The following is a 19309-nucleotide window of genomic DNA, read 5'->3' as shown; positions in this document are numbered from 1 at the left end:
AGGCAAACCTTTCGGGATGCGACGTCCGCCCCGCCATTCCGTTGCCGCCTGATGCGTATTACCCCTTCAGCGTCTGCTCGAGCACGTGCAGCTCATGATTGAGCTGGGCGTCCTTGGTGCGTTCGTCGGCGATCTTGCGCACGGCGTGCAACACCGTGGTGTGGTCGCGGCCGCCGAACAGCTCGCCGATTTCCGGCAGGCTCTTCTGCGTGAGCTCCTTGGCCAGATACATGGCGATCTGGCGCGGGCGCGCGATGTTCGCCGGGCGCTTTTTCGAATACATGTCGGCGACCTTGATGCTGTAGAAGTCCGCCACCGTCTTCTGGATGTTCTCGACCGAAATCTGGCGGTTCTGCACCGTCAGCAGGTCCTTGAGCGCTTCCTTGGTCAGCTCGATCGAGATCTCGCGGCCGTGGAACTTCGAATACGCGAGGATCTTGCGCAGCGCGCCTTCGAGTTCGCGCACGTTCGAGCGCAGGTGCTTCGCGACGAAGAACGCCACGTCCTCGTTCAGGCTCACGCCTTCCGATTGCGCCTTGCGCATCAGAATGGCCACGCGCATTTCGAGCTCGGGCGGCTCGATCGCTACGGTCAGGCCCGAGTCGAAGCGCGAGATCAGACGGTCGTCGATACCCGAGATTTCCTTCGGATAGGTATCGCTCGTGATGATCACCTGCGCCTTGTTGGCGACGAGCGCCTCGAACGCGTAGAAGAACTCTTCCTGGGTGCGCGACTTGCCCGAGAAGAACTGAATATCGTCGATCAGCAGCAGGTCGAGCGAGTGGTAGTAGCGCTTGAAGTCGTCGAACGCCTTGCGCTGGTAGGCCTTCACCACGTCGGACACATACTGCTCGGCGTGGATGTAGCGGATGCGCGCGCCCGGCTTGTCGAGCAGCAGCTGGTTGCCGATCGCGTGGATCAGGTGGGTCTTGCCGAGGCCCACGCCGCCGTAGAGGAACAGCGGGTTGTATGAGATGCCGGGGTTGTCGGCGACCTGGATGGCGGCCGCGCGCGCGAGCTGGTTCGCCTTACCCGTCACGAAGTTGTCGAACGTGAGCACCGGGTTGAGCTTCGAGCGCTCGTAGGTCGGGTCGGGCTCGCCACTCGAAGCGGCGGCGGCCGCGCCCTGGCCCGGACGCCATGTGCGGCGGCCGGCGGCGGCTTCGTTGGCGTCGAGGCTCGGCAGGTCGAGGTCGGCGGCGTCATCGGCGGTGGCCTGCGCGGCGGCGGCCGACGCGGCTTGCACCATGCCCGCGAGTCCCGTCCCGCCCGTCACGGCGGCCGGGTGCGGCGCGGCGGCTGCGCTCACGACCGACGCGGACGCCGGCGCGGCAGCCAGCGGGGCGCGCGATGCGGCGGCGGGTGCCGGTGCGACATGAGGCGCGCGCATGCCCGCCTTCGGGTCGAGGACGAACTGCACGTCGACGGGCGTTTGCCAGAAGTCGCGCGCCAGATCGGTGATCCGGCCCGAGAACTGACTCTTGACCCAGTCGAGCTTGAAACGGTTGGGAGCGGCTATCTGCAGCGTGTTCGCCGCAGCATCGAAGGCAACCGGGGCCAACGGTTTAATCCACGTCACGTACTGCTGGGGCGTTAGCTCACGCTCCAGTAGTGCGGAACAGTGTTGCCAGAATTCGTTCATCGAGTTGCTGTGGTCGTTTTGTTTGCATGCGTTGCGGTCGCTTCGCTCTTGTCGCACAGATGCGACGAGGCCCTGACGAGGCGACGGCAATGGCTCCGGAAGCCCGCGCGGCAAAGGTCTTGCGGCAAGCAGGCGGGCCGGAGCGGCATGCAGGATTCTTGGGATAGGCGAGATTCTAACGCCGAAATCCCCTCACCAGGAAGTTATCCACAGGGACGGATCAACGCACGCTCGTTCGTGCCCTCGCCGCGGCCGATGCAGGCGCTGCGCGCCCGTCCCGGAAGGTTCGATCGCCTAACCTATTGACGGCCAACGAAAAACCGGCTTAAATAGCGGGTTCCTCGAAAACCAATCCCTAGTACCACCGGCCATTGCCTTTTTCCGCGATGCTCGCCGCGGTCAAAACTCAACAGTGAGAGCAACATGAAACGTACTTTCCAACCTTCCGTTACCCGTCGCAAGCGTACCCACGGTTTCCGCGTGCGCATGAAGACCGCCGGTGGCCGCAAAGTGATCAACGCACGCCGTGCGAAGGGTCGCAAGCGCCTCGCCGTCTAAGTCGGGCAGCATCGCTATCAGCGAAATCACGGGTAGCGGCCCGCTCGCGAGCACGGCGAACAGGACGAACCTGGTAACTGATCGGGGCGTCATGCCGTCGCGAACGCAAGCCGCTTTTCCGAAAGCCGCAAGGCTACTGAAAACGGATGAGTTCTCATCCGTTTTTCGTTTGCGCCCCTGGCGCCGCACCGAGCACTTCGTCGTGTACGGCCGGCCCACCGGCAACGAGGCGCGGCTCGGACTCGTGATCGGCAAGAAGTACGCACCGCGCGCGGTCACGCGCAACCTGGTGCGCCGGATTGCCCGCGAAGCGTTTCGTGTGCGTCGTGCGCAGTTCGAAGGTTTCGACCTGCTGCTGCGCCTGCATACGAAGTTCGACCGCAAGGCGCTGCCGGGTGCGTCTTCGCCGGGGCTCAAAGCTTTGTGCCGCGGCGAGATCGAGACGCTGCTCGAAAAGGCCGCGCGCGAAGTCACGCGGCGTGGCGGCGCCGTGCCTGCGACATCTGCGCGCACCCCTTGCGCAACGCAGGCTGCGGCACCAACTGGGCAGGCAGCCGGGAAACCGGCGCAGGCCCAGGCCAGTAAAGATTTGCCGCCGGACGAGAGCAAGACCCGCGCATCATGAGCGGGGCGCGCGAGTCCGGCATATCCGACGTCGCCGCCGCGCAAGCGGCACGTGGTTCGTCATCGAACGCGGCGCAGCCAGGCCGCAACGCCATGCAAACGGTATTGATCGCACTGCTGCGTTTCTACAAGCTTGCCGTGAGTCCCCTCCTCGGCAGCCGGTGCCGTTTTTATCCTTCCTGTTCGGATTACGCACGCGAGGCAATCCAGTATCATGGCGCCGCGCGTGGGACTTACCTCGCCGCGCGGCGGCTGTGCCGCTGCCATCCGTTTTCGGCGGGCGGCGTCGATCTCGTCCCGCCTGCATCTCCGAAAAAGCGCTGACGCGCCATTCCATCGACACTGAGACAACGCATGGATATTAAACGCACCGTCCTATGGGTCATCTTCTTCATGTCAGCTGTCATGCTGTACGACAACTGGCAGCGCGACCATGGACGCCAGTCGATGTTCTTCCCGAACGCGACGCAAACGCAGACGCAAACCGCCGCGAGCGGCCCTGCGCCGGCTAGCGCCGCCAACGGCGCGTCCGACCTGCCGACGGCCGCCGCCGCCGCGGGCCAGGCGCCGACGAACACCGCCCAGCCGGCTGCAGCCGCAGCACAACTCGTTCACTTTCGCACCGACGTCTACGACGGCGTGATCGACACGCGCGGCGGCACGCTCGTGAAGCTTTCGCTCTTGAAGGAAAGCGCCGACGGCAAGGGTCCCGACCAGTACATCACGCTGTTCGACCACACCAACGACCACACGTACCTTGCGCGCACCGGCCTGCTCGGCGGCGACTTCCCGAACCACAACGACGTGTTCACGGCAGTCGAAGGCCCGCGCGAACTGACCGGCGACGCCAACTCCTTCCAGATCGCGCTGCAGTCGCCCGAGAAAGGCGGTGTGAAGGTCACCAAGACCTACACGTTCACGCGCGGCAGCTACGTGATCGGCGTGGACTGGAAGGTGCAGAACGTCAGCGGCGCGCCGGTTTCGCCCACGCTCTACATGGAAATCGTGCGTGACAGCCAGCCGGTCGAAACGCCGCGCTTCTCGCACACCTTCATCGGGCCGGCGGTTTACTCGAACGAGCATCACTTCCAGAAGATCACGTTCGGCGACATCGACAAGAACAAGGCCGACTTCGTGACCCAGGCCGATAACGGCTGGATCGCGATGGTGCAGCACTACTTCGCGACCGCGTGGATTCCGCAGCAAGGCGTCAAGCGCAGCATCTACGTCGAGAAGTTCGACAACTCGCTCTATCGCGTGGGCATGAAGCAGCCGCTCGGCACGATCGCACCGGGTGCGACGGACACCGTGCAGGCGCGCCTCTTCGCGGGTCCCCAGGAAGAGCGCATGCTCGAAGGCATCGCGCCGGGCCTGGAACTCGTGAAGGACTACGGCTGGGTGACGATCATCGCCAAGCCGCTCTTCTGGCTGCTCGAGAAGATCCACGGCTACGTGGGCAATTGGGGCTGGTCGATCGTGCTGCTCACGCTGCTCATCAAGGCCGTGTTCTTCCCGCTCTCCGCCGCCAGCTACAAGTCGATGGCGCGCATGAAGGAAATCACGCCGCGCATGCAGGCGCTGCGCGAGCGCTTCAAGAGCGACCCGCAGAAGATGAACGCGGCGCTCATGGAGCTCTACAAGACCGAGAAGGTGAACCCGTTCGGCGGCTGTCTGCCGGTGGTGATCCAGATCCCGGTGTTCATCTCGCTGTACTGGGTGCTGCTCTCGTCGGTGGAAATGCGCGGCGCGCCGTGGATTCTCTGGATTCACGACCTCTCGCAGCAGGATCCGTTCTTCATCCTGCCGGTGCTGATGGCCGTCTCGATGTTCGTGCAGACCAAGCTGAACCCGACGCCGCCGGACCCCGTCCAGGCGAAGATGATGATGTTCATGCCGATCGCGTTCTCGGTCATGTTCTTCTTCTTCCCGGCCGGCCTCGTGCTGTACTACGTCGTGAACAACGTGCTGTCGATCGCGCAGCAGTACTACATCACGCGCATGATGGGTAAGGGCAAGAAGAAGCTCGCCTGAGCGCCGGGGCGGCAGTGATGCCGCCACCTGAATCAAGGCTCGAAAAAAAGCCGTCCGGTGCGAACCGGACGGCTTTTTGCATGATCGGAGCGCCATTTCCTTGACGGCGCAGAGCGCAGCGTTCGGGTGTGCGCGTTAGCTCTTGTCCGCGTCGCCGTAGAATTGGGCGACCAGTTCTTGCACGAGATAGCGGTGATGGGCGCTGAGCGACTCGATCTTCGAGGCCAGTTCGAGCGTTTCCTCGGAAACTGGATATTTGCCGTCGGGCTTGCGTGGCCGCGGCACGCCGGCGCCTGCATTGCCCGGAGGCCCGTAGTGCAGCCAGTGGATGTCCACGTCGAACCATTTCGCGAGCGTCTCCAGCTTGTCCTGGGTGGGAATGGTGCGGCCGCTCAGCCACTTGTGAGCGGTTTGCGGCGAAACCGGATGCTCGCCGTGATGGCGCAGATTGAACCGGTTCGCCAGGTCGGTGCTGCCGCGCAGTTTTTCGGGCGCGCGCTTCATGGCGAACCTGAGACGTTCGGCAAAAGCGGCTTTTTCGTTGGAGGTCGGCATGGGCCAGATTGTGCAACCCGAAATCGCCGAAGATGACAACCAGTTAGGCTACATTTAGCGCGCATAAGTAAAAATTCACCTGCTTCTGGTTGCCGTATGACTTTGGTCGAGATCTCCACGAATTCGCTTGTGGCAAGACGTCGGCGAGATCCAGCGCCCGAATTCTCTGAAATCTGACAGAATTCCTTAAGACTAATCTTAGCTAAATTAAGATAAAGCGAGACGATTCTTAGCCGAGCTTCCAGCCGGAAAACGCTCTATCCGGCACGTTACAATGCCTCGCGTTTTGCGAGTGCTCGCAAGACCGCAGCGAGTCCCCGCACTCCATCCCGATTCCAGCCCTGCTCTACGGTCCGCCCATCATGCTCGCCACCGATACCGATCCCATCGTCGCCATTGCAACTGCGCCCGGACGCGGCGGGATTGGTGTCGTGCGCGTCTCAGCCGGCCGCGCCGGCGCGGCGGCGACCGCTGCGTTGATGCAGGCCCTCACGGGCCAGGAGCTGGTTGCGCGCCACGCGAGCTACGTACCGTTCCTCGACGGCGCCGGCACGGTGCTCGACCGGGGTATCGCGCTGTCGTTCCCCGCGCCGCATTCGTACACCGGCGAGCACGTACTCGAACTGCAGGGCCACGGCGGCCCGATCGTGCTGCAACTGGTTTTGCAGCGCTGCATCGAGGCCGGCCGCGAGTTCGGATTGCGCCTCGCCGAGCCTGGCGAATTTACGCGGCGCGCGTTCCTCAACGACAAACTCGATCTGGCCCAGGCGGAAGCCGTGGCCGACCTGATCGAGGCGAGCACCGAAGCGGCGGCGCGCTCGGCGGGCCGCTCACTCGATGGCGCGTTCTCGCGCGACATTCACGCGCTCGTGGACGACGTCGTGACGCTGCGCATGCTCGTGGAGGCGACGCTCGATTTTCCCGAGGAAGAGATCGACTTCCTCGAGGCCGCGGACGCCCGCGGCAAGCTCGCACGCATTCGCGAGCAGCTCGACCACGTGCTCTCCGAAGCGCGCCAGGGCGCGCTGCTACGCGAGGGTCTTTCGGTCGTGCTCGCGGGACAGCCCAACGTGGGCAAGTCGTCGCTGTTGAACGCGCTGGCAGGTGCGGAGCTCGCGATCGTGACGCCCGTGGCCGGCACGACGCGCGACAAGATTTCCCAGACCATCCAGGTCGAAGGCATTCCGCTGCATGTCATCGACACGGCAGGTTTGCGCGACACGGAGGACGAGGTCGAGAAGATCGGCATCGAGCGCACGTGGAGCGAGATCGGCCGCGCAGACGTGGTGCTGCATCTGCTCGATGCGCGCACGGGTATGAACGCTGAAGACGAGGTGATCGCCGCGCGCTTTCCCGCCGGTGTGCCGGTCGTACGCGTGCTCAACAAGACCGACCTGACCGGTGTGCCGCCCGAAGTGGCGAAGCGTCGTGCCGAGAACGGCAGCGATGTTTGCGAGTTGCGTCTTTCGGCGAAACAGGGCGACGGTGTCGGCCTGCTGCGCGCCGAGCTGCTGCGCATTGCGGGTTGGCAGGCGGACGCGCAGAGTGTCTATCTCGCGCGCGAGCGCCATCTCATCGCGCTGCGTGCGGCGCGCGAGCATCTCGCACAGGCGGCGGCGCATGCCGACCAGAATTCTCAATTGCTCGACCTGTTCGCCGAAGAGCTGCGGCTCGCCCAGGAGTCGCTGAATTCGATTACCGGCGAATTCACGTCCGATGACCTGCTGGGGGTGATTTTCAGCCGCTTTTGTATCGGGAAGTAACCCGCAAGCGCGCACCGCCCCACCCCATTCTTCTTCAGCCTGGAACAATCCCTTCGAAGGCCGAGGGTTAACCCTCGGCGGCAATCCTCCTAGACTTTCGCTCATCGGATGCAGACACGTTGTCGCACCGAATCAAAAGCCAAAGGAGGTAGTTAGCATGAAGTCCCTGATCCAGACCGTAGCCGTTGCCGTTGCACTCGTGGTGCCGATGGCATCGTTCGCGCAATCGAATGCGCCCGTGACCCGCGCCCAGGTGCGCGCCGAGCTCGAGCAGCTCGCGAAGGCGGGCTGGCATCCGGGCGCAGGGGCGGACCCGCACTACCCCGACGATCTTCTCGCAGCCGAAGCCAAGGTAGCCGCCGCGAACGGCGCAACGAGCGGCTATGGCGGCGTGGCAGCCGGCAACTCGGATGCAGGCCGCCCGGCGGTGCCCAAGGCCGACTGGAACGCGATGTATAACCATCCGTAACACGGCAATACTGCTGAAACGCTTGCGAAGATCCCGCGCAGGCGTTTCGCATACCTGAACGAATACCTCCGCCGTCGTTGACGTGACGGCTTCGCTCGGGCCTTCGGGCCTGGGCGCTTTTTCCAGCGACCGTCGAGCAAACTGGCGACGCTGCTCAAAAGCAAAGCTTGTTCAGCCTCATCTCTGCGCACTACGAGCTAACTGCCAGGTCATTTAGTTCGTAGTGCGATCTATCAAGCAGCCCCCAAGCAGTCAATTGCTTTGTGCGGGCCTCGACGCTTTCGCTCGCTGACACGCCCCTGTCTCACTCCATAAGCGCCCAGCGGCCGCTGTGTGCGGTTGTAATTTGTGGACACACATCGTTGCTTTTCCAAACCCTTGCCGCGGCGTGGCTCGTCGACAATCAGTGGCATAGGAGAACGACGATGAAAACACTCTTCTGCGTTATTGCTCTGGTTGGCTTGTCGGCTGGCCTCACCGGTTGTGTGGTGGCGCCGCCGTATGCGTACGCGCCTGCGCCGGCCTACGGCTATGGCTATGCGCCGGGCTACTATGCGGCGCCGTCGGTGGATATCGGGGTTGGCGTGGGCGGCTATTACGGCCACGGCTGGCGACGTTAAGGGGACCGTAACAAGCCGTCTGAAAGGTTGAGGCCTGACCTTTGAACTTGACCTATCCGATGTGATAGCTGGACACGCGCCGCCGCCGAATTAAAGTGGCGAGACACGTTTTCACAAGACGTTGGACCAGCGCACGGGGGCAACCATGAGATTCATCGACGACGAGATCGCGCATATCACGCGCGCGATGGCACCCTCGTTAGCCGCTGGCACGACGCCGGCCGTCTTTTCATTCGATTACTGGTACACGCGCCTGTGCGCGTTGCTCGACCTCGTCCAGATTACGCCGTCCCAGTTCCGCACCGTCGACGCGCTCATGGTCGAGCTCGAATCGCGTCGGGCTGCGAGCGGCGCAACGGTGCGCGAGGCGCTGGCCGCCTGACACACCGGTTCACACGTTTGCTTTGCGCGCGCCCCGCGCCGCGAATTCCCGCTTAACCTCGCCATGTCACCCGAGCATGGATTAGCCCGCGCAAGCGGGCTTTTTTCTTTTTTGGCGCTCGCCAACGGGCTGGCAGACGTAAAAAGACCGCGGCAGGGGCCGCGGTCAAGAGCTTGCCATTAGGCATCCTACGCGGCGCCGAGGGTTAGTCGCCGCCATATCATTCTCGCGGCTCGCACAAGGCGCAGCAACGCTTTGCGCCCCGATTTGACAATCCTTAACGTTCCGGCCGACCCGGCGCGCGCTCTTGAAAACGTCGCGCGCCCCCTGCATGTACAGCCCACTTTTTTCGGAGATTCAGATCGTGGGCAGACGACCTTCCTTCATTGACGATCTGGCTCGCGGCGTCCCTCCCGACGGCGCGGGCCAGCGCCCGGGCTTCGACGACGACGCGCTCCTCGACGCCTATTCGCGCACCGTGATCGGCGCGCTGGAGCGCGTGCAGCCCGCCGTCGCGCATATTGCCGTCGAGCGCCGCGCATCGGGCCAGGCGCCCGCGCGCGGCGGCAGCGGCTCGGGCTTCCTGTTCACGCCCGACGGCTACTTGCTGACGAACAGCCACGTCGTGCATGGCGCCAGCAAGCTGAGCGTGACGCTCGCGGACGGCACGACGCAGAGTGCCGACCTCGTCGGCGACGACCCGAGCACGGATCTCGCCGTGCTGCGTATCGGCGCGGCAGAGGCGCTGCCGCACGCGCAGCTCGGCGATTCGGCGGGCCTGCGTGTCGGGCAGATCGCGATCGCCGTGGGCAGCCCGCTCGGCCTCGCGCAAACGGTGACGACGGGCGTCGTGTCGGCGCTCGGCCGCTCGCTGCGCTCGGAGTCCGGCCGCATGATCTACGACGTGATCCAGACCGACGCCGCGCTCAATCCGGGCAACTCGGGCGGGCCGCTCATCAATTCGGCCGGTCAGGTGATCGGCGTGAATACGGCGATCATTCCGGGTGCGCAGGCCATCTGCTTCGCCACGGCCATCGACACGGCAAAGTGGGTCATCACGCAGCTCTTCGCGCACGGCCGGGTGCGGCGCGCCTATATCGGCATTGCCGGCACCACGGTGCCGATCGCGCGCAAGGTTCAGCGTTACTTCGACTTGAGCACGACCACCGGCGTGCGGGTGATGGAGATCGTCAAGGGCAGTCCCGCTGCGCTGGGCGGTCTGCGCACGGACGACACGATCGTGACGATCGATGGCGTGCCGGTCGACGGTATCGACACGCTGCAACGTCTCTTCGACGTTTCGCGCATTGATCGCGCGGTGGAAATCGGCGTGATCCGCTTGACGCAGCGACTCAATCTGAGGGTGACGCCCGTCGAGCAGACGGGCTAGGCGCGAGGAGCAACCGGGGTGATCGGCGGCGCACCGTCGCGTGCGCCGCTTCAGGCATTACCAGCCGCCGCCGGGCTGGGCATAGCCCGGCTGTTGTCCGTAGCCGGGCTGCGCGTAGCCGTCGTCATATTGCGGCGGCGGCGGTGCAGGCTGGGCCGGTGCGCAGGGCACGTAGCGGCCCGAATACTGGTCGTAACACGCCGCGCCGGCCGGGGCGGCGACATAAACCGGTGCCGGCTCGGCATACACGGGCGCGGGCTGCACATAGGCCGGCTGAGCCGGGTAGGCCACCGCCGGGCCGCTGTTGAGCACGGCGCCGACCGCGGCGCCAATCAACGCGCCGCCAACCAGCGCACCCACCACGTCACCGCCGTGATCGTGCGCGCTCGCGGGGCCAGCTGCCACCGCACACCCCGCCAGCACCAAAACGGCTGCCATCTTTCGCATGTCGTTCTCCCTGAGAACCTTTGAAAACATGCGAGCGATTGTCAGCCCGATTGCTGGATACAGGTGCTGCAAGTGGTAACGCGGAATTACGGGGGGTGTGGCTTGCCGGCGCGCGCTGGCCGGGAGCGAGTCCCGTCAGCGTGCGTGCTCGCCGTCGTGCGCGTCTGCCTCGTGTGTGCGCGGCGTGCTACCGCGCTGCCCGGCAGACGGACAGAGAAGGGTGAGCGCGATGGATAGCACCATCAGCACGAACAAGGCGACGAAGTACGCCATCCAGGAGAACTCGAAATCCACGAGTGCCACCCATGTGCTTCGGCGCGTTCATCCGCGCGATGCGTGCTCCCGCTCAGTGATGCAGGAAGCTGCGTAGCGGATGACGCCAGTCCATATGATGTCCGTCTCCCGCTTCTACGCGCTGTCGATGCTCCTCGAGGATTTCGTCGGAAAACAGGAAGACGACAATGACAAGGGGAATCACCAGAAACGCGCCCAGTATTACGTGTTCGATCACGATTACCTCCTGGTTGTCAAGCGGTTTGCAATTGCATTGTAGCCAAGACGCGACAGTTTGCACATTGGGCGCGCACTGAAGCTTGAAAACAATGTTCGCCAACCATCACAACCCGCGCTGAGCAGCCTGCGTGCCCGGTTTGCGGCGGGGTTCGCAGGGCTCGGGACGTGCCCCGCATCAAGCTCGCCGTCGATCCGGTTGCGCCGCTTACGCCGCCGACTTTCTCCAGGCGGCGGCAAAGAGCCCGGCGCCGATGAGCAGCGTGCCGCCCGTACGATTGACCGCGCGCTGTACGCGCGGGCTGCGCACGACCTGGCGCGCGGCCGCCGCGAGCAGCGCGTAGGCGAGCGCGTTGAGCGTCGCCAGCACGATGAAGGTGGCTTCGAACACGACGATCTGCGGCGTCATGGCCAGATGCGGATCGATGAACTGCGGCACGAACGCGACGAAGAAAATGATGCTCTTCGGGTTGAGCGCGGTGACGGCGTACGCATGCGCGAAGATGCGGCCGGTGCGGGTCTCGGAGGTGTCCGGCGCGTCGCCAACGCCAACGGGCGCGCGCCAGAGCTTCACGCCCAGATAGATCAGATAGGCGGCGCCGATCCATTTGAGCACCGAGAACAGCGTGGCGGAAGCCGCGAGGATCACGCCGAGTCCGAGCATGGAAGCGGTCATCGCCGTGAAGTCGCCGAGCGCGACGCCGGCCGTGGTAGCGAGCGCGTAGCGACGGCCGTGGCCAAGCGCGTAGGAAACGACGAGCAGTACGGTCGGGCCGGGAATGGCCACGAGAATGGCCGACGCGACCGCGAACGGCAGCCAGTGAGCGAAAGTCATGGGGTTCCTCCATTGGGAAGCCCGATTTATCCACGAACTTTTGCCGTATGCAAGCGGGGCGCGCGGGTTCGTTTCGAGAGGCTCATGGAGCATCTGGCATCGTTTTTATTCTGTCGCCAATCCATTAATGCGCGCGTTTCCAGTTGGCGCTTACGGGACTTTAGGTGCGCCGCGTCATTGGTCGCCTGGCGAGCTATTAAACCGTTTAAATCAAAGCGGGCTTGATTTCCCTATCCTGGCTATAACCGGCTGCGCCTTGTCGGATAAGGCGCGGGACGATGTAATCGATGCTTCGGAGTGCTGCTGGACGCCCTTTAGCGCCAGGCTGAAAGACATAACGGCACTCGACACCATGCTGCAAGCCTCCATGACTGTTGCGAACGCACACAAGTCGGGCTTGCAGTCTTTCGGCAGTTTTCTATGTTTAAAGACGCGGGTGAGGCATGAGAGTTAAATACATAGCTAACCTGAGTAAAAACCCGCAGGAGGCAATCATGAAAAAGCTAACCGGTATGGTCGTCGCGGCGGCCAGCCTCGCTTGCGTCGTCGCGGTTCAGGCTCAGGATGTGAGTGTCAAGCCGCAGCAAACGGTGCAGCTCAAGCCGGGCTCCTATGGCTGCCTCACGAAAGACAAGCTCGACGCCGTCGCGCTTCACGAGCAGGCCGGCGAGCATCAGCAGATGCAGGAATACTTCACGGGATTCCAGTGTCTGTCCACGCCCGACAACCAGTCGTTCCGCGTCGTACAGGTGGTGGGCCACGACGTCGAGTTCGTCAACGCCGCGAACGGCGACGAGCAAGGTCTCTGGACCACGGACCGCTTCATCAAGCAGTAAGCTCCCAACGCGCCTCTCGACATGGCCCGACGCACGTGCGCCGGGCCATCGTGCTTGCCGGGCGCGCGGCCGTGACGCGATGCAACTCGCCGCGCGCCGCTGTCAAACCCCCGTCATTTTCCCGTCAGACCATCCGCATTGCATCGCGCACCGCAGCGACGCGCGCTGCGCGTCCATTCGACCGGCACGTGGCTTGCTAGAAACTTCGCTATCATGTGCGGCTTTCGCAAGACCGGAATTCGGTATGGCACTCAAATCGACCATCTACAAGGCAGAACTGCAGATCGCGGACATGGACCGGCATTACTACGCCGACCATGCGCTCACGATCGCGCGCCATCCGTCCGAAACCGACGACCGCATGATGGTCCGCATCGCGGCGTTCGCGCTGTTTGCAGGCGAGCGGCTCGAATTCTGCAAGGGCCTGTCCGATACGGACGAGCCCGACCTCTGGTGCAAGGACTACACGGGCGCGATCGAAACGTGGATCGAGGTTGGCCAGCCCGACGAGCGCCGCATCGCCAAGGCAAGCGGGCGCGCGGGCGAGGTCATCGTGATCGCCTACGGCGGACGCACCTCCGACATCTGGTGGCAAGGCGTGCGCAACAAGGTCGAGCGCCTGCGCAACGTGACGGTCTGGTCGCTGGGCGAGAGCGTTGCCGCGTCGCTCGGCGCGCTGGCCGAGCGCACCATGCGCCTGCAATGCACGGTGCAGGACGGCGCGGCGTGGATCGGCAATACGAGCGCCGAGCCAGTGGCAGTCGAATGGAGCGTGTTCAAGGCGCCCGAGAACGTCTGAAAGCCGGCTGTGCGCCCTCAAGCGTGCGGCGGCCCCTTGAGTTCCACCATGTTGCCCTCCGGGTCGAACAGATACAGCGACGGCCCCAAACCCTCCGCCCCATAGCGCTCGACCGCATTGCCGGGACGCGCGCCATGCTGCGTCAGATGTGACGTCAGCGCCTCGGCGTCGAACGGCTCCACGCGCAGACAAAGATGATCCATGTTGCCGCTCGCGCCAGCCGGCGCTGCGCCGGAACCCCGGTCGAGCGGGCCGCCGATCGACACGAGATCGATCAGCGAGCGCCCCGCGCGCAACTGCATCAGGCCGAGATCGCGCTGTTCACGCTCCGGCTGGCAACCGAGTACTTCGCAATAGAAACGCGTCATGGCGGCCACATCGGCCGCCCGGATAACGACGTGATCGATTTCGCGAATCTGGATCCGCATGGCGTCCTCGAGGTCGTGCTGAGAATCTCATGATGAACCTGTGCAAGCCGGGCTGCGCAGAAGGCGCGCATCTCAGCGAGCCTTGCGAACCGGAATCGCGGGCAGCAGAACCGTGGGAACCGGCGGAAAATAGCTTCAGGCTCTGAGGCGAGGGACGCGCCGCGGGTGGGGCGAGTTGACGTAGGGAAACGCTGGACGAAAAAAAGCCCGCTGCATTGAGCGGGCTTAATCCATATCAGGAGGAGACATGGAGGAGACAGGAACCACTATACCGAGTCGGCTGTCGCGACGCAACAACTTTTTAAGGGAAAACCCGCAAAGTTGCCATTTTGTCGCACGGGAATCGGCAAGACGCCACCAGGGATTCACCGAAGGCCATAAAAGTGCCCGATCATGGCGCATTCACGGCACAAGTCGACCGCAATGACAGCGCAAGATCCGGCGCGCCGTCGTCCGTACGCGAAGTTAGAGTAAGGGCATACAGACAGGCACTTCGAGGAGCCTCAAATGTGCGCCGTCCCTGCAATGAAACCAGCGATGAAACCCGCCAAACCCAGCCAGACGCCAGACAGCGAGTGGACGAACGACGCCGACCGCTGGCAAGCCGTCACGTCGCGCGACGCCCGCGCCGACGGCGCGTTCTTCTACGCCGTGCGCACCACCGGCGTGTTCTGCCGCCCCTCGTGCGCGTCGCGGCTGCCGCGCCGCGAGAACATCGAATTCTTCGCCGAGGCCGACGACGCGCGCGCCGCCGGCTATCGCGAATGCAAGCGCTGCCGCCCGGGCGGCCTGCCGCGCGAGCTGGAAATCGTGCGGCGCGCGTGTGCGGCGCTGGACGCCGACCCGCAAGAGCGGCTCACGCTCGCACAGCTGGGCGAAGCCGTGCACCTGAGCCCGTTTCACCTGCAGCGCCTTTTCAAGCGCGTGCTGGGCGTCTCGCCGCGCCAATACCAGGCGGCGCGCCGCGGGGCCGTGCTGCGCGACGCGCTCGGCGAGGGCGCCGACGTCACGCGTGCCAGCGCCGACGCGGGCTTCGGCTCGTCGTCGCGGCTCTATCACAGCGTGCCGGGCGAGCTGGGCATGGCGCCTTCCGCCTATCGCCGCAAGGGCGCGGGGCTGACGATCCACTACGCCGCCACGCCCACGCCGATCGGCTTCGTGCTCATCGCGGCAACGGAAAAGGGCATCTGCCGGATCGCGTTCGGCGACGATGCCGCGACGCTCACCGCCGCACTCACGGCCGATTTCGCGAACGCGCAGTGTACCGAGGACAAGGCCGCGATCGCGCCGTTCGCCGCGCAGATCGACGCCTATCTGCACGGCCGCCGCGAGCGTTTCGATCTGCCGCTCGACATTGCCGCGACGGCGTTCCAGCAGCGCGTCTGGGACGCGCTCCAGCGCATTCCCTACGGCGAGACGCGCAGCTACTCGCAGGTCGCCGAAACGCTCGGCGCACCGCGCGCAGTGCGGGCCGTGGCGAGTGCGTGCGCGTCGAATCCGGTGGCGCTGGCAATTCCGTGCCATCGCGTCGTGCAAAAGGGCGGCTCGCTCGCGGGTTATCGCTGGGGGCTCGAGCGCAAGGCGGCGCTGCTCGACGGCGAAGCACGCGCATCGCAAGGTGCGCAAAATGGCGCAAAAAACCTGAAAGGCACCCGTTCGACCTCGAACCGCGCCAACACGCCGGAGACCGCCACTTGAGCGCCATTGCCTCGCAATCCGCAGCACAACCCGAGGCGCCGACGCACAGCGCCACACTCGAACTGCCGTTTCGCGCGCCCTACGACTGGCCACGCGTGCTGCGCTTCTTCAGCGGCCGCGCAACGCCGGGCGTCGAGGCCGTGGAGGACGGCGCGTGGCTGCGCGCGATCGACTTCAACGGCGCGAGCGGCACGCTCGCCGTGCGCCGTCACGCGCGCAAGCATTGCCTCGTCGTGCAGATCGACGGACCCGTGAGCGCGCACGCGGCGGCACTCGCCGCGCCGCTCTCGCGCATGTTCGACCTGCATGCCGATCCCGCCGCCGTCGCCGCGCATCTGCGCAGCGACCCGTGGCTCGCGCCGCTCGTCGCGGCCGTGCCGGGGCTGCGCGTGCCCGGCGCCTGGTCCGGCTTCGAGCTCGTGGTGCGCGCGATCGTCGGCCAGCAGGTCAGCGTGAAAGCGGCGACGACGATCATCGGGCGCCTCGTCGAACGCGTGGGCAAGCGCATCGACGAGCATGCGCACGCGCGCACCGCGTGGCGCTTTCCGACGCCCGCCGCGCTCGCCGCCGCCGATCTCGCGGGCATCGGCATGCCGGGCAAACGCGTCGCCGCGCTGCAGGGCTTCGCGCAGGCCGTGGCGAGCGGCGCGGTGATCATCGAACGCGACTACGCGCAGAACGATCCAGACAAGCCGCGCCGCAAGCGTCAAAGCAGACGAATCGACGCGATTGCAGCCGAACCCGCCGACCTCGACGCCATGCGCGCCGCGCTGCTCGCATTGCCCGGCATCGGCCCCTGGACCGTCGAATACGTCGCGATGCGCGCATGGCGCGACGCGAACGCCTGGCCCGCGACCGATCTCGTGCTCATGCAGGCCATCGCGGCGCGCGACCCGGCGCTCGTGCGCGCGACCCAACAGCGCACCCGCACGGATGCATGGAGCCCGTGGCGCGCGTACGCGGCCATGCATTTGTGGAACGAAATCGCCGATCGCGCTGGCGCGGCGCGCGGCGGCTAGCGCGACGGAAGGCAGCGCAGGAAAGGGGGGCCATCACCGCGAGAAGCGCGCGCCGACGGGCCCAAACCCCGCCCGAGGCAGGCCCAAGCAGGTCTTTCGGCGAGATGTTAAAGTGCCCGCTACCGAAAAGAATCCCGGCCGGCGAATGTCAGTAACACTGCGCACAGCACTGCGCCGCCGGCCCGAGCCCGACTTGCCTCAATGTCAGACACGACCTCTACACGCACGAACGACGTTCTCGCACAGCGCCTTTCCGTGCTGGGCGACGGGCCACATCGCGGCGCGCTCACGCGCGGCCTGCGCGGCATCGAGAAGGAGAGCCTGCGCGTGACGCGCGACGGCCGTCTCGCCATGACGCCGCACGCGGCAGCGCTCGGTTCGGCGCTCACGCATCCGTCGCTGACCACCGACTATTCGGAAGCGCTGATCGAGATCATCACGCCCGCCGAACCCGATGCGTCGATCACGCTCGCGAAGCTCGACGAGCTGCATCGCTACGTCTATGCCGTACTCGCGCGTGACGGCGAGATGCTCTGGAACGAATCGATGCCGGGGCTCCTGCCCGACACCGACGACGGCATTCCCATCGCGCACTACGGCAGCTCGAACATCGGCCGCCTCAAGTACGTGTACCGCATGGGCCTCGCGCTGCGCTACGGCCGCACGATGCAGTGCATTGCCGGCATCCACTACAACTATTCGCTGAGCGAGGACGTGTGGCGCGTGCTGCATGCGCATCATCAGTCCACGGCCTCGCTCACCGACTATCAGTCGGAGCGCTACCTCGCGCTGATCCGCAATTTCCGCCGCACGAACTGGCTGCTCATGTACCTGTTCGGCGCCTCGCCCGCGCTCGACGCGCGCTTCCTGCGCGGCCGCGAGCACAAGCTCGAAACCTTCGACGCCGACACGCTCTATCTGCCGTACGCGACGAGCCTGCGCATGAGCGATCTCGGCTACTCGAACACGACGGGCCAGTCCGCCTTGCGCGCCGACTACGACACGCTGGCAGGCTATCTCGACGCGCTCGCGCAGGCCGTGAGCCAGCCGTATCCGCCCTACGAGGCGATCGGCACGCATCGCGACGGCGAGTGGGTGCAGATCAACACGAACGTGCTGCAGATCGAGAACGAGTTCTACTCAACGATCCGCCCCAAGCGCGTCACGCATCCGGGCGAGCGGCCGCTGCATGCGCTCGCCGCGCGCGGCGTGCAGTACGTCGAGGTGCGCTGCATGGACATCGACCCGTTCGAGTCGACCGGCATCTCGCTCGAGACCGCACGGTTCCTCGACGCCTACCTGCTCGCCTGCGCGCTGGATGAAAGCCCGTTCCTGCCTGCCGACGCCTACGCCGAATCGAATCAAAACTTTGGCCTGGTGACGAAAGAAGGGCGCCGCCCGGGTCTCGCGCTCAAGCGCGACGGCAAGGACGTGCCGATGCTCGAATGGGCCGAAGCGCTGTTCGAGAAGATCGGCCAGGCGGCCGCCGTACTCGACGCGGCGCATGGCAGCGACGAACACACGCGCTCGCTCGCGACACAGCGCGCAAAGCTGGCCGACCCGTCGCTCACGCCATCGGCGCGCGTGCTGCAAACCATGCGCGATGGCAAGCAGTCCTTCCTGCAATTTGCCCGTGCACAGAGCGAGCACCACGCGGCGCAATTCCTCGCGCGTCCGCTCGACGCCGCGGCTACGGCCGAGTTCGAAACGCTCGCGCGCGAATCGCTCGCGGAGCAGGCGCAACTCGAGCGCGACGAAGTCGGCTCGTTCGACGCGTTCGTCGCCGCGTATCGCGCTTATACGCTCAATCGCTTCAGCGTCTGAGCCGCGCGCCGGTGCGCCGCTGCGGCGCGCACCCATCCCTCGAGGTTTGTCCCAGGCACCGCATTTGCTCGCAACACCAGCGTGCAGATGCGGTCCAACCAGGGTAGGCGCCGCGTTTCCGAGCCGCGCGGACGACGCGCGCGCCGGACGAACGAAGCTGAAAACACCAAAAATGCACGGGTCGCGCGCAATGCGGCTCACTCTGGGAGGAATCCACGCGATGAAACGAATGCTTGCGATCCTGCTGTGCGCGACGGCTGCGGCCTGCGCGTCGCGCGGGCAGGTCAATCCCGACGTCATGCAGATCGCGACCGCGCCGCTCACCTGTTCGAACAAGACGGAATGCGATCTCTGGTGGCAACGCGCCCAGGACTGGGTGCGCAGTCATTCGAAGTACGAAGTGCAGACCGTGACCGACACGCTGATCCAGACGTCGGGCCCGGGCGGCGGCCGGCGTCTGCTCGCCTATGAAATCACGAAGCAGGCCAACGCCGACGGCACGGCCACGATCGGCTTCGCCGCGCATTGCGACAGTTCGCTCGGCTGCAAGCCCAACCCGTGGTCGGCGGGCGCGGCGTTCAAGCAGTATGCGCGAACCGGCGTCGATGCGCCGATTCCCGGCGACACGACCACGGGCGCAGGCGGCGACACGGCCGGCGTGAGCGGCGCGGCCGTGGCGGAGCCGGCGTCGAGCGCGCATTGATCGGCACATGGCCGATTTTGGGCATTGTCTGATTGAGGGAGGGATTGAGGAGCCCGTATCTTGGGCTGGTTTCGGCCTGCGTGGTCTGGGCCGTTCATCCTCATCCACAACTCGAATCGACAATGAAACTGCGCCTCCTGTCTGCCAGTGCCGCGGCTGCCGTCATCGCCGCCGCC

Annotated in this window: 21 protein-coding genes and 1 pseudogene; 15 read left to right on the top strand and 7 right to left on the bottom strand. The window is 65.2% G+C overall.

Annotated features, from left to right (window positions below):
• Positions 1-58: 58 nt before the first annotated feature.
• Positions 59-1642: a chromosomal replication initiator protein DnaA gene (gene dnaA / locus AB4Y35_RS07915; RefSeq protein ID WP_368704016.1), complete on the bottom strand. Its 1584-nt coding sequence runs from the start codon at positions 1640-1642 to the stop codon at positions 59-61.
• Between the two features lie 423 nt (positions 1643-2065).
• Between dnaA and rpmH the strand changes: the two genes are divergently transcribed.
• The 4 genes and pseudogenes from rpmH (at position 2066) to yidC (ending at position 4855) form a co-directional block, all read left to right on the top strand.
• Complete coding sequence (gene rpmH, locus AB4Y35_RS07910; protein WP_026120950.1) at positions 2066-2200, top strand: 50S ribosomal protein L34; 135 nt, start codon at positions 2066-2068, stop codon at positions 2198-2200.
• Between the two features lie 91 nt (positions 2201-2291).
• Positions 2292-2714: pseudogene (gene rnpA / locus AB4Y35_RS07905) on the top strand (ribonuclease P protein component); the annotation flags it as partial.
• Between the two features lie 203 nt (positions 2715-2917).
• Positions 2918-3148, top strand: a complete 231-nt coding sequence (yidD, locus tag AB4Y35_RS07900) for a membrane protein insertion efficiency factor YidD (RefSeq protein WP_028203242.1) — start codon at positions 2918-2920, stop codon at positions 3146-3148.
• A 30-nt stretch (positions 3149-3178) separates the two neighbouring features.
• Entirely contained in the window at positions 3179-4855 is a 1677-nt protein-coding gene (gene yidC, locus AB4Y35_RS07895) for a membrane protein insertase YidC (protein WP_368704015.1), read from the top strand.
• Between the two features lie 135 nt (positions 4856-4990).
• Here yidC and AB4Y35_RS07890 read toward each other — a convergent pair whose 3' ends face one another.
• Entirely contained in the window at positions 4991-5410 is a 420-nt protein-coding gene (locus AB4Y35_RS07890; RefSeq protein WP_368689476.1) for a helix-turn-helix domain-containing protein, read from the bottom strand.
• Positions 5411-5772: 362 nt separating this feature from the next.
• On the opposite strand from AB4Y35_RS07890, the gene mnmE reads away from it, so the two are divergent.
• The 5 genes from mnmE (at position 5773) to AB4Y35_RS07865 (ending at position 10034) form a co-directional block, all read left to right on the top strand.
• Positions 5773-7173: a tRNA uridine-5-carboxymethylaminomethyl(34) synthesis GTPase MnmE gene (gene mnmE / locus AB4Y35_RS07885; protein WP_368704014.1), complete on the top strand. Its 1401-nt coding sequence runs from the start codon at positions 5773-5775 to the stop codon at positions 7171-7173.
• Positions 7174-7330: 157 nt separating this feature from the next.
• Positions 7331-7642: a DUF4148 domain-containing protein gene (locus AB4Y35_RS07880; RefSeq protein WP_069264556.1), complete on the top strand. Its 312-nt coding sequence runs from the start codon at positions 7331-7333 to the stop codon at positions 7640-7642.
• Positions 7643-8067: 425 nt separating this feature from the next.
• On the top strand, positions 8068-8262 hold the full coding sequence (locus AB4Y35_RS07875) for a hypothetical protein (RefSeq protein WP_028203247.1): 195 nt from the start codon (positions 8068-8070) through the stop codon (positions 8260-8262).
• A 145-nt stretch (positions 8263-8407) separates the two neighbouring features.
• The gene (locus AB4Y35_RS07870) at positions 8408-8644 is read left to right on the top strand and encodes a hypothetical protein (RefSeq protein WP_368704013.1); all 237 of its coding nucleotides are present in this window, start codon (positions 8408-8410) and stop codon (positions 8642-8644) included.
• Positions 8645-9029: 385 nt separating this feature from the next.
• The gene (locus tag AB4Y35_RS07865) at positions 9030-10034 is read left to right on the top strand and encodes a S1C family serine protease (protein WP_368704629.1); all 1005 of its coding nucleotides are present in this window, start codon (positions 9030-9032) and stop codon (positions 10032-10034) included.
• Positions 10035-10091: 57 nt separating this feature from the next.
• Here AB4Y35_RS07865 and AB4Y35_RS07860 read toward each other — a convergent pair whose 3' ends face one another.
• From AB4Y35_RS07860 to AB4Y35_RS07845, 4 genes are all read right to left on the bottom strand, one after another.
• Positions 10092-10481 (bottom strand): ecotin precursor, encoded by a 390-nt coding sequence (locus AB4Y35_RS07860; RefSeq protein ID WP_368695018.1) that lies wholly within the window; start codon positions 10479-10481, stop codon positions 10092-10094.
• A 135-nt stretch (positions 10482-10616) separates the two neighbouring features.
• Positions 10617-10784, bottom strand: a complete 168-nt coding sequence (locus AB4Y35_RS07855) for a hypothetical protein (protein ID WP_165979377.1) — start codon at positions 10782-10784, stop codon at positions 10617-10619.
• Positions 10785-10827: 43 nt separating this feature from the next.
• Entirely contained in the window at positions 10828-10992 is a 165-nt protein-coding gene (locus tag AB4Y35_RS07850) for a hypothetical protein (RefSeq protein WP_167334410.1), read from the bottom strand.
• A 207-nt stretch (positions 10993-11199) separates the two neighbouring features.
• On the bottom strand, positions 11200-11826 hold the full coding sequence (locus AB4Y35_RS07845; protein WP_368704012.1) for a LysE family translocator: 627 nt from the start codon (positions 11824-11826) through the stop codon (positions 11200-11202).
• Between the two features lie 494 nt (positions 11827-12320).
• On the opposite strand from AB4Y35_RS07845, the gene sap1 reads away from it, so the two are divergent.
• Entirely contained in the window at positions 12321-12662 is a 342-nt protein-coding gene (gene sap1 / locus AB4Y35_RS07840; RefSeq protein WP_368704011.1) for a surface attachment protein Sap1, read from the top strand.
• A 244-nt stretch (positions 12663-12906) separates the two neighbouring features.
• On the top strand, positions 12907-13461 hold the full coding sequence (locus AB4Y35_RS07835) for a YaeQ family protein (protein WP_368704010.1): 555 nt from the start codon (positions 12907-12909) through the stop codon (positions 13459-13461).
• 17 nt (positions 13462-13478) lie between these two features.
• Here AB4Y35_RS07835 and AB4Y35_RS07830 read toward each other — a convergent pair whose 3' ends face one another.
• Positions 13479-13889, bottom strand: a complete 411-nt coding sequence (locus AB4Y35_RS07830) for a VOC family protein (protein WP_368704009.1) — start codon at positions 13887-13889, stop codon at positions 13479-13481.
• Between the two features lie 537 nt (positions 13890-14426).
• Here AB4Y35_RS07830 and ada point away from each other — a divergent pair.
• The 4 genes from ada to AB4Y35_RS07810 all read left to right on the top strand — a co-directional run bounded on the left by ada (position 14427) and on the right by AB4Y35_RS07810 (position 19133).
• The gene (gene ada / locus AB4Y35_RS07825) at positions 14427-15587 is read left to right on the top strand and encodes a bifunctional DNA-binding transcriptional regulator/O6-methylguanine-DNA methyltransferase Ada (protein WP_368704008.1); all 1161 of its coding nucleotides are present in this window, start codon (positions 14427-14429) and stop codon (positions 15585-15587) included.
• A gap of 5 nt (positions 15588-15592) precedes the next feature.
• The gene (locus AB4Y35_RS07820) at positions 15593-16606 is read left to right on the top strand and encodes a DNA-3-methyladenine glycosylase (RefSeq protein WP_368704628.1); all 1014 of its coding nucleotides are present in this window, start codon (positions 15593-15595) and stop codon (positions 16604-16606) included.
• Between the two features lie 201 nt (positions 16607-16807).
• Entirely contained in the window at positions 16808-18430 is a 1623-nt protein-coding gene (gene gshA / locus AB4Y35_RS07815; protein ID WP_368704007.1) for a glutamate--cysteine ligase, read from the top strand.
• Between the two features lie 220 nt (positions 18431-18650).
• Positions 18651-19133, top strand: coding sequence for a hypothetical protein (locus tag AB4Y35_RS07810; protein ID WP_368704006.1), 483 nt, complete (start codon positions 18651-18653; stop codon positions 19131-19133).
• The last annotated feature ends 176 nt before the right edge of the window (positions 19134-19309 follow it).

The organism is Paraburkholderia sp. EG286A (genome assembly GCF_040965375.1).
GTDB lineage: Bacteria > Pseudomonadota > Gammaproteobacteria > Burkholderiales > Burkholderiaceae > Paraburkholderia.
This window is presented reverse-complemented; position numbering and strand designations above follow the sequence as displayed.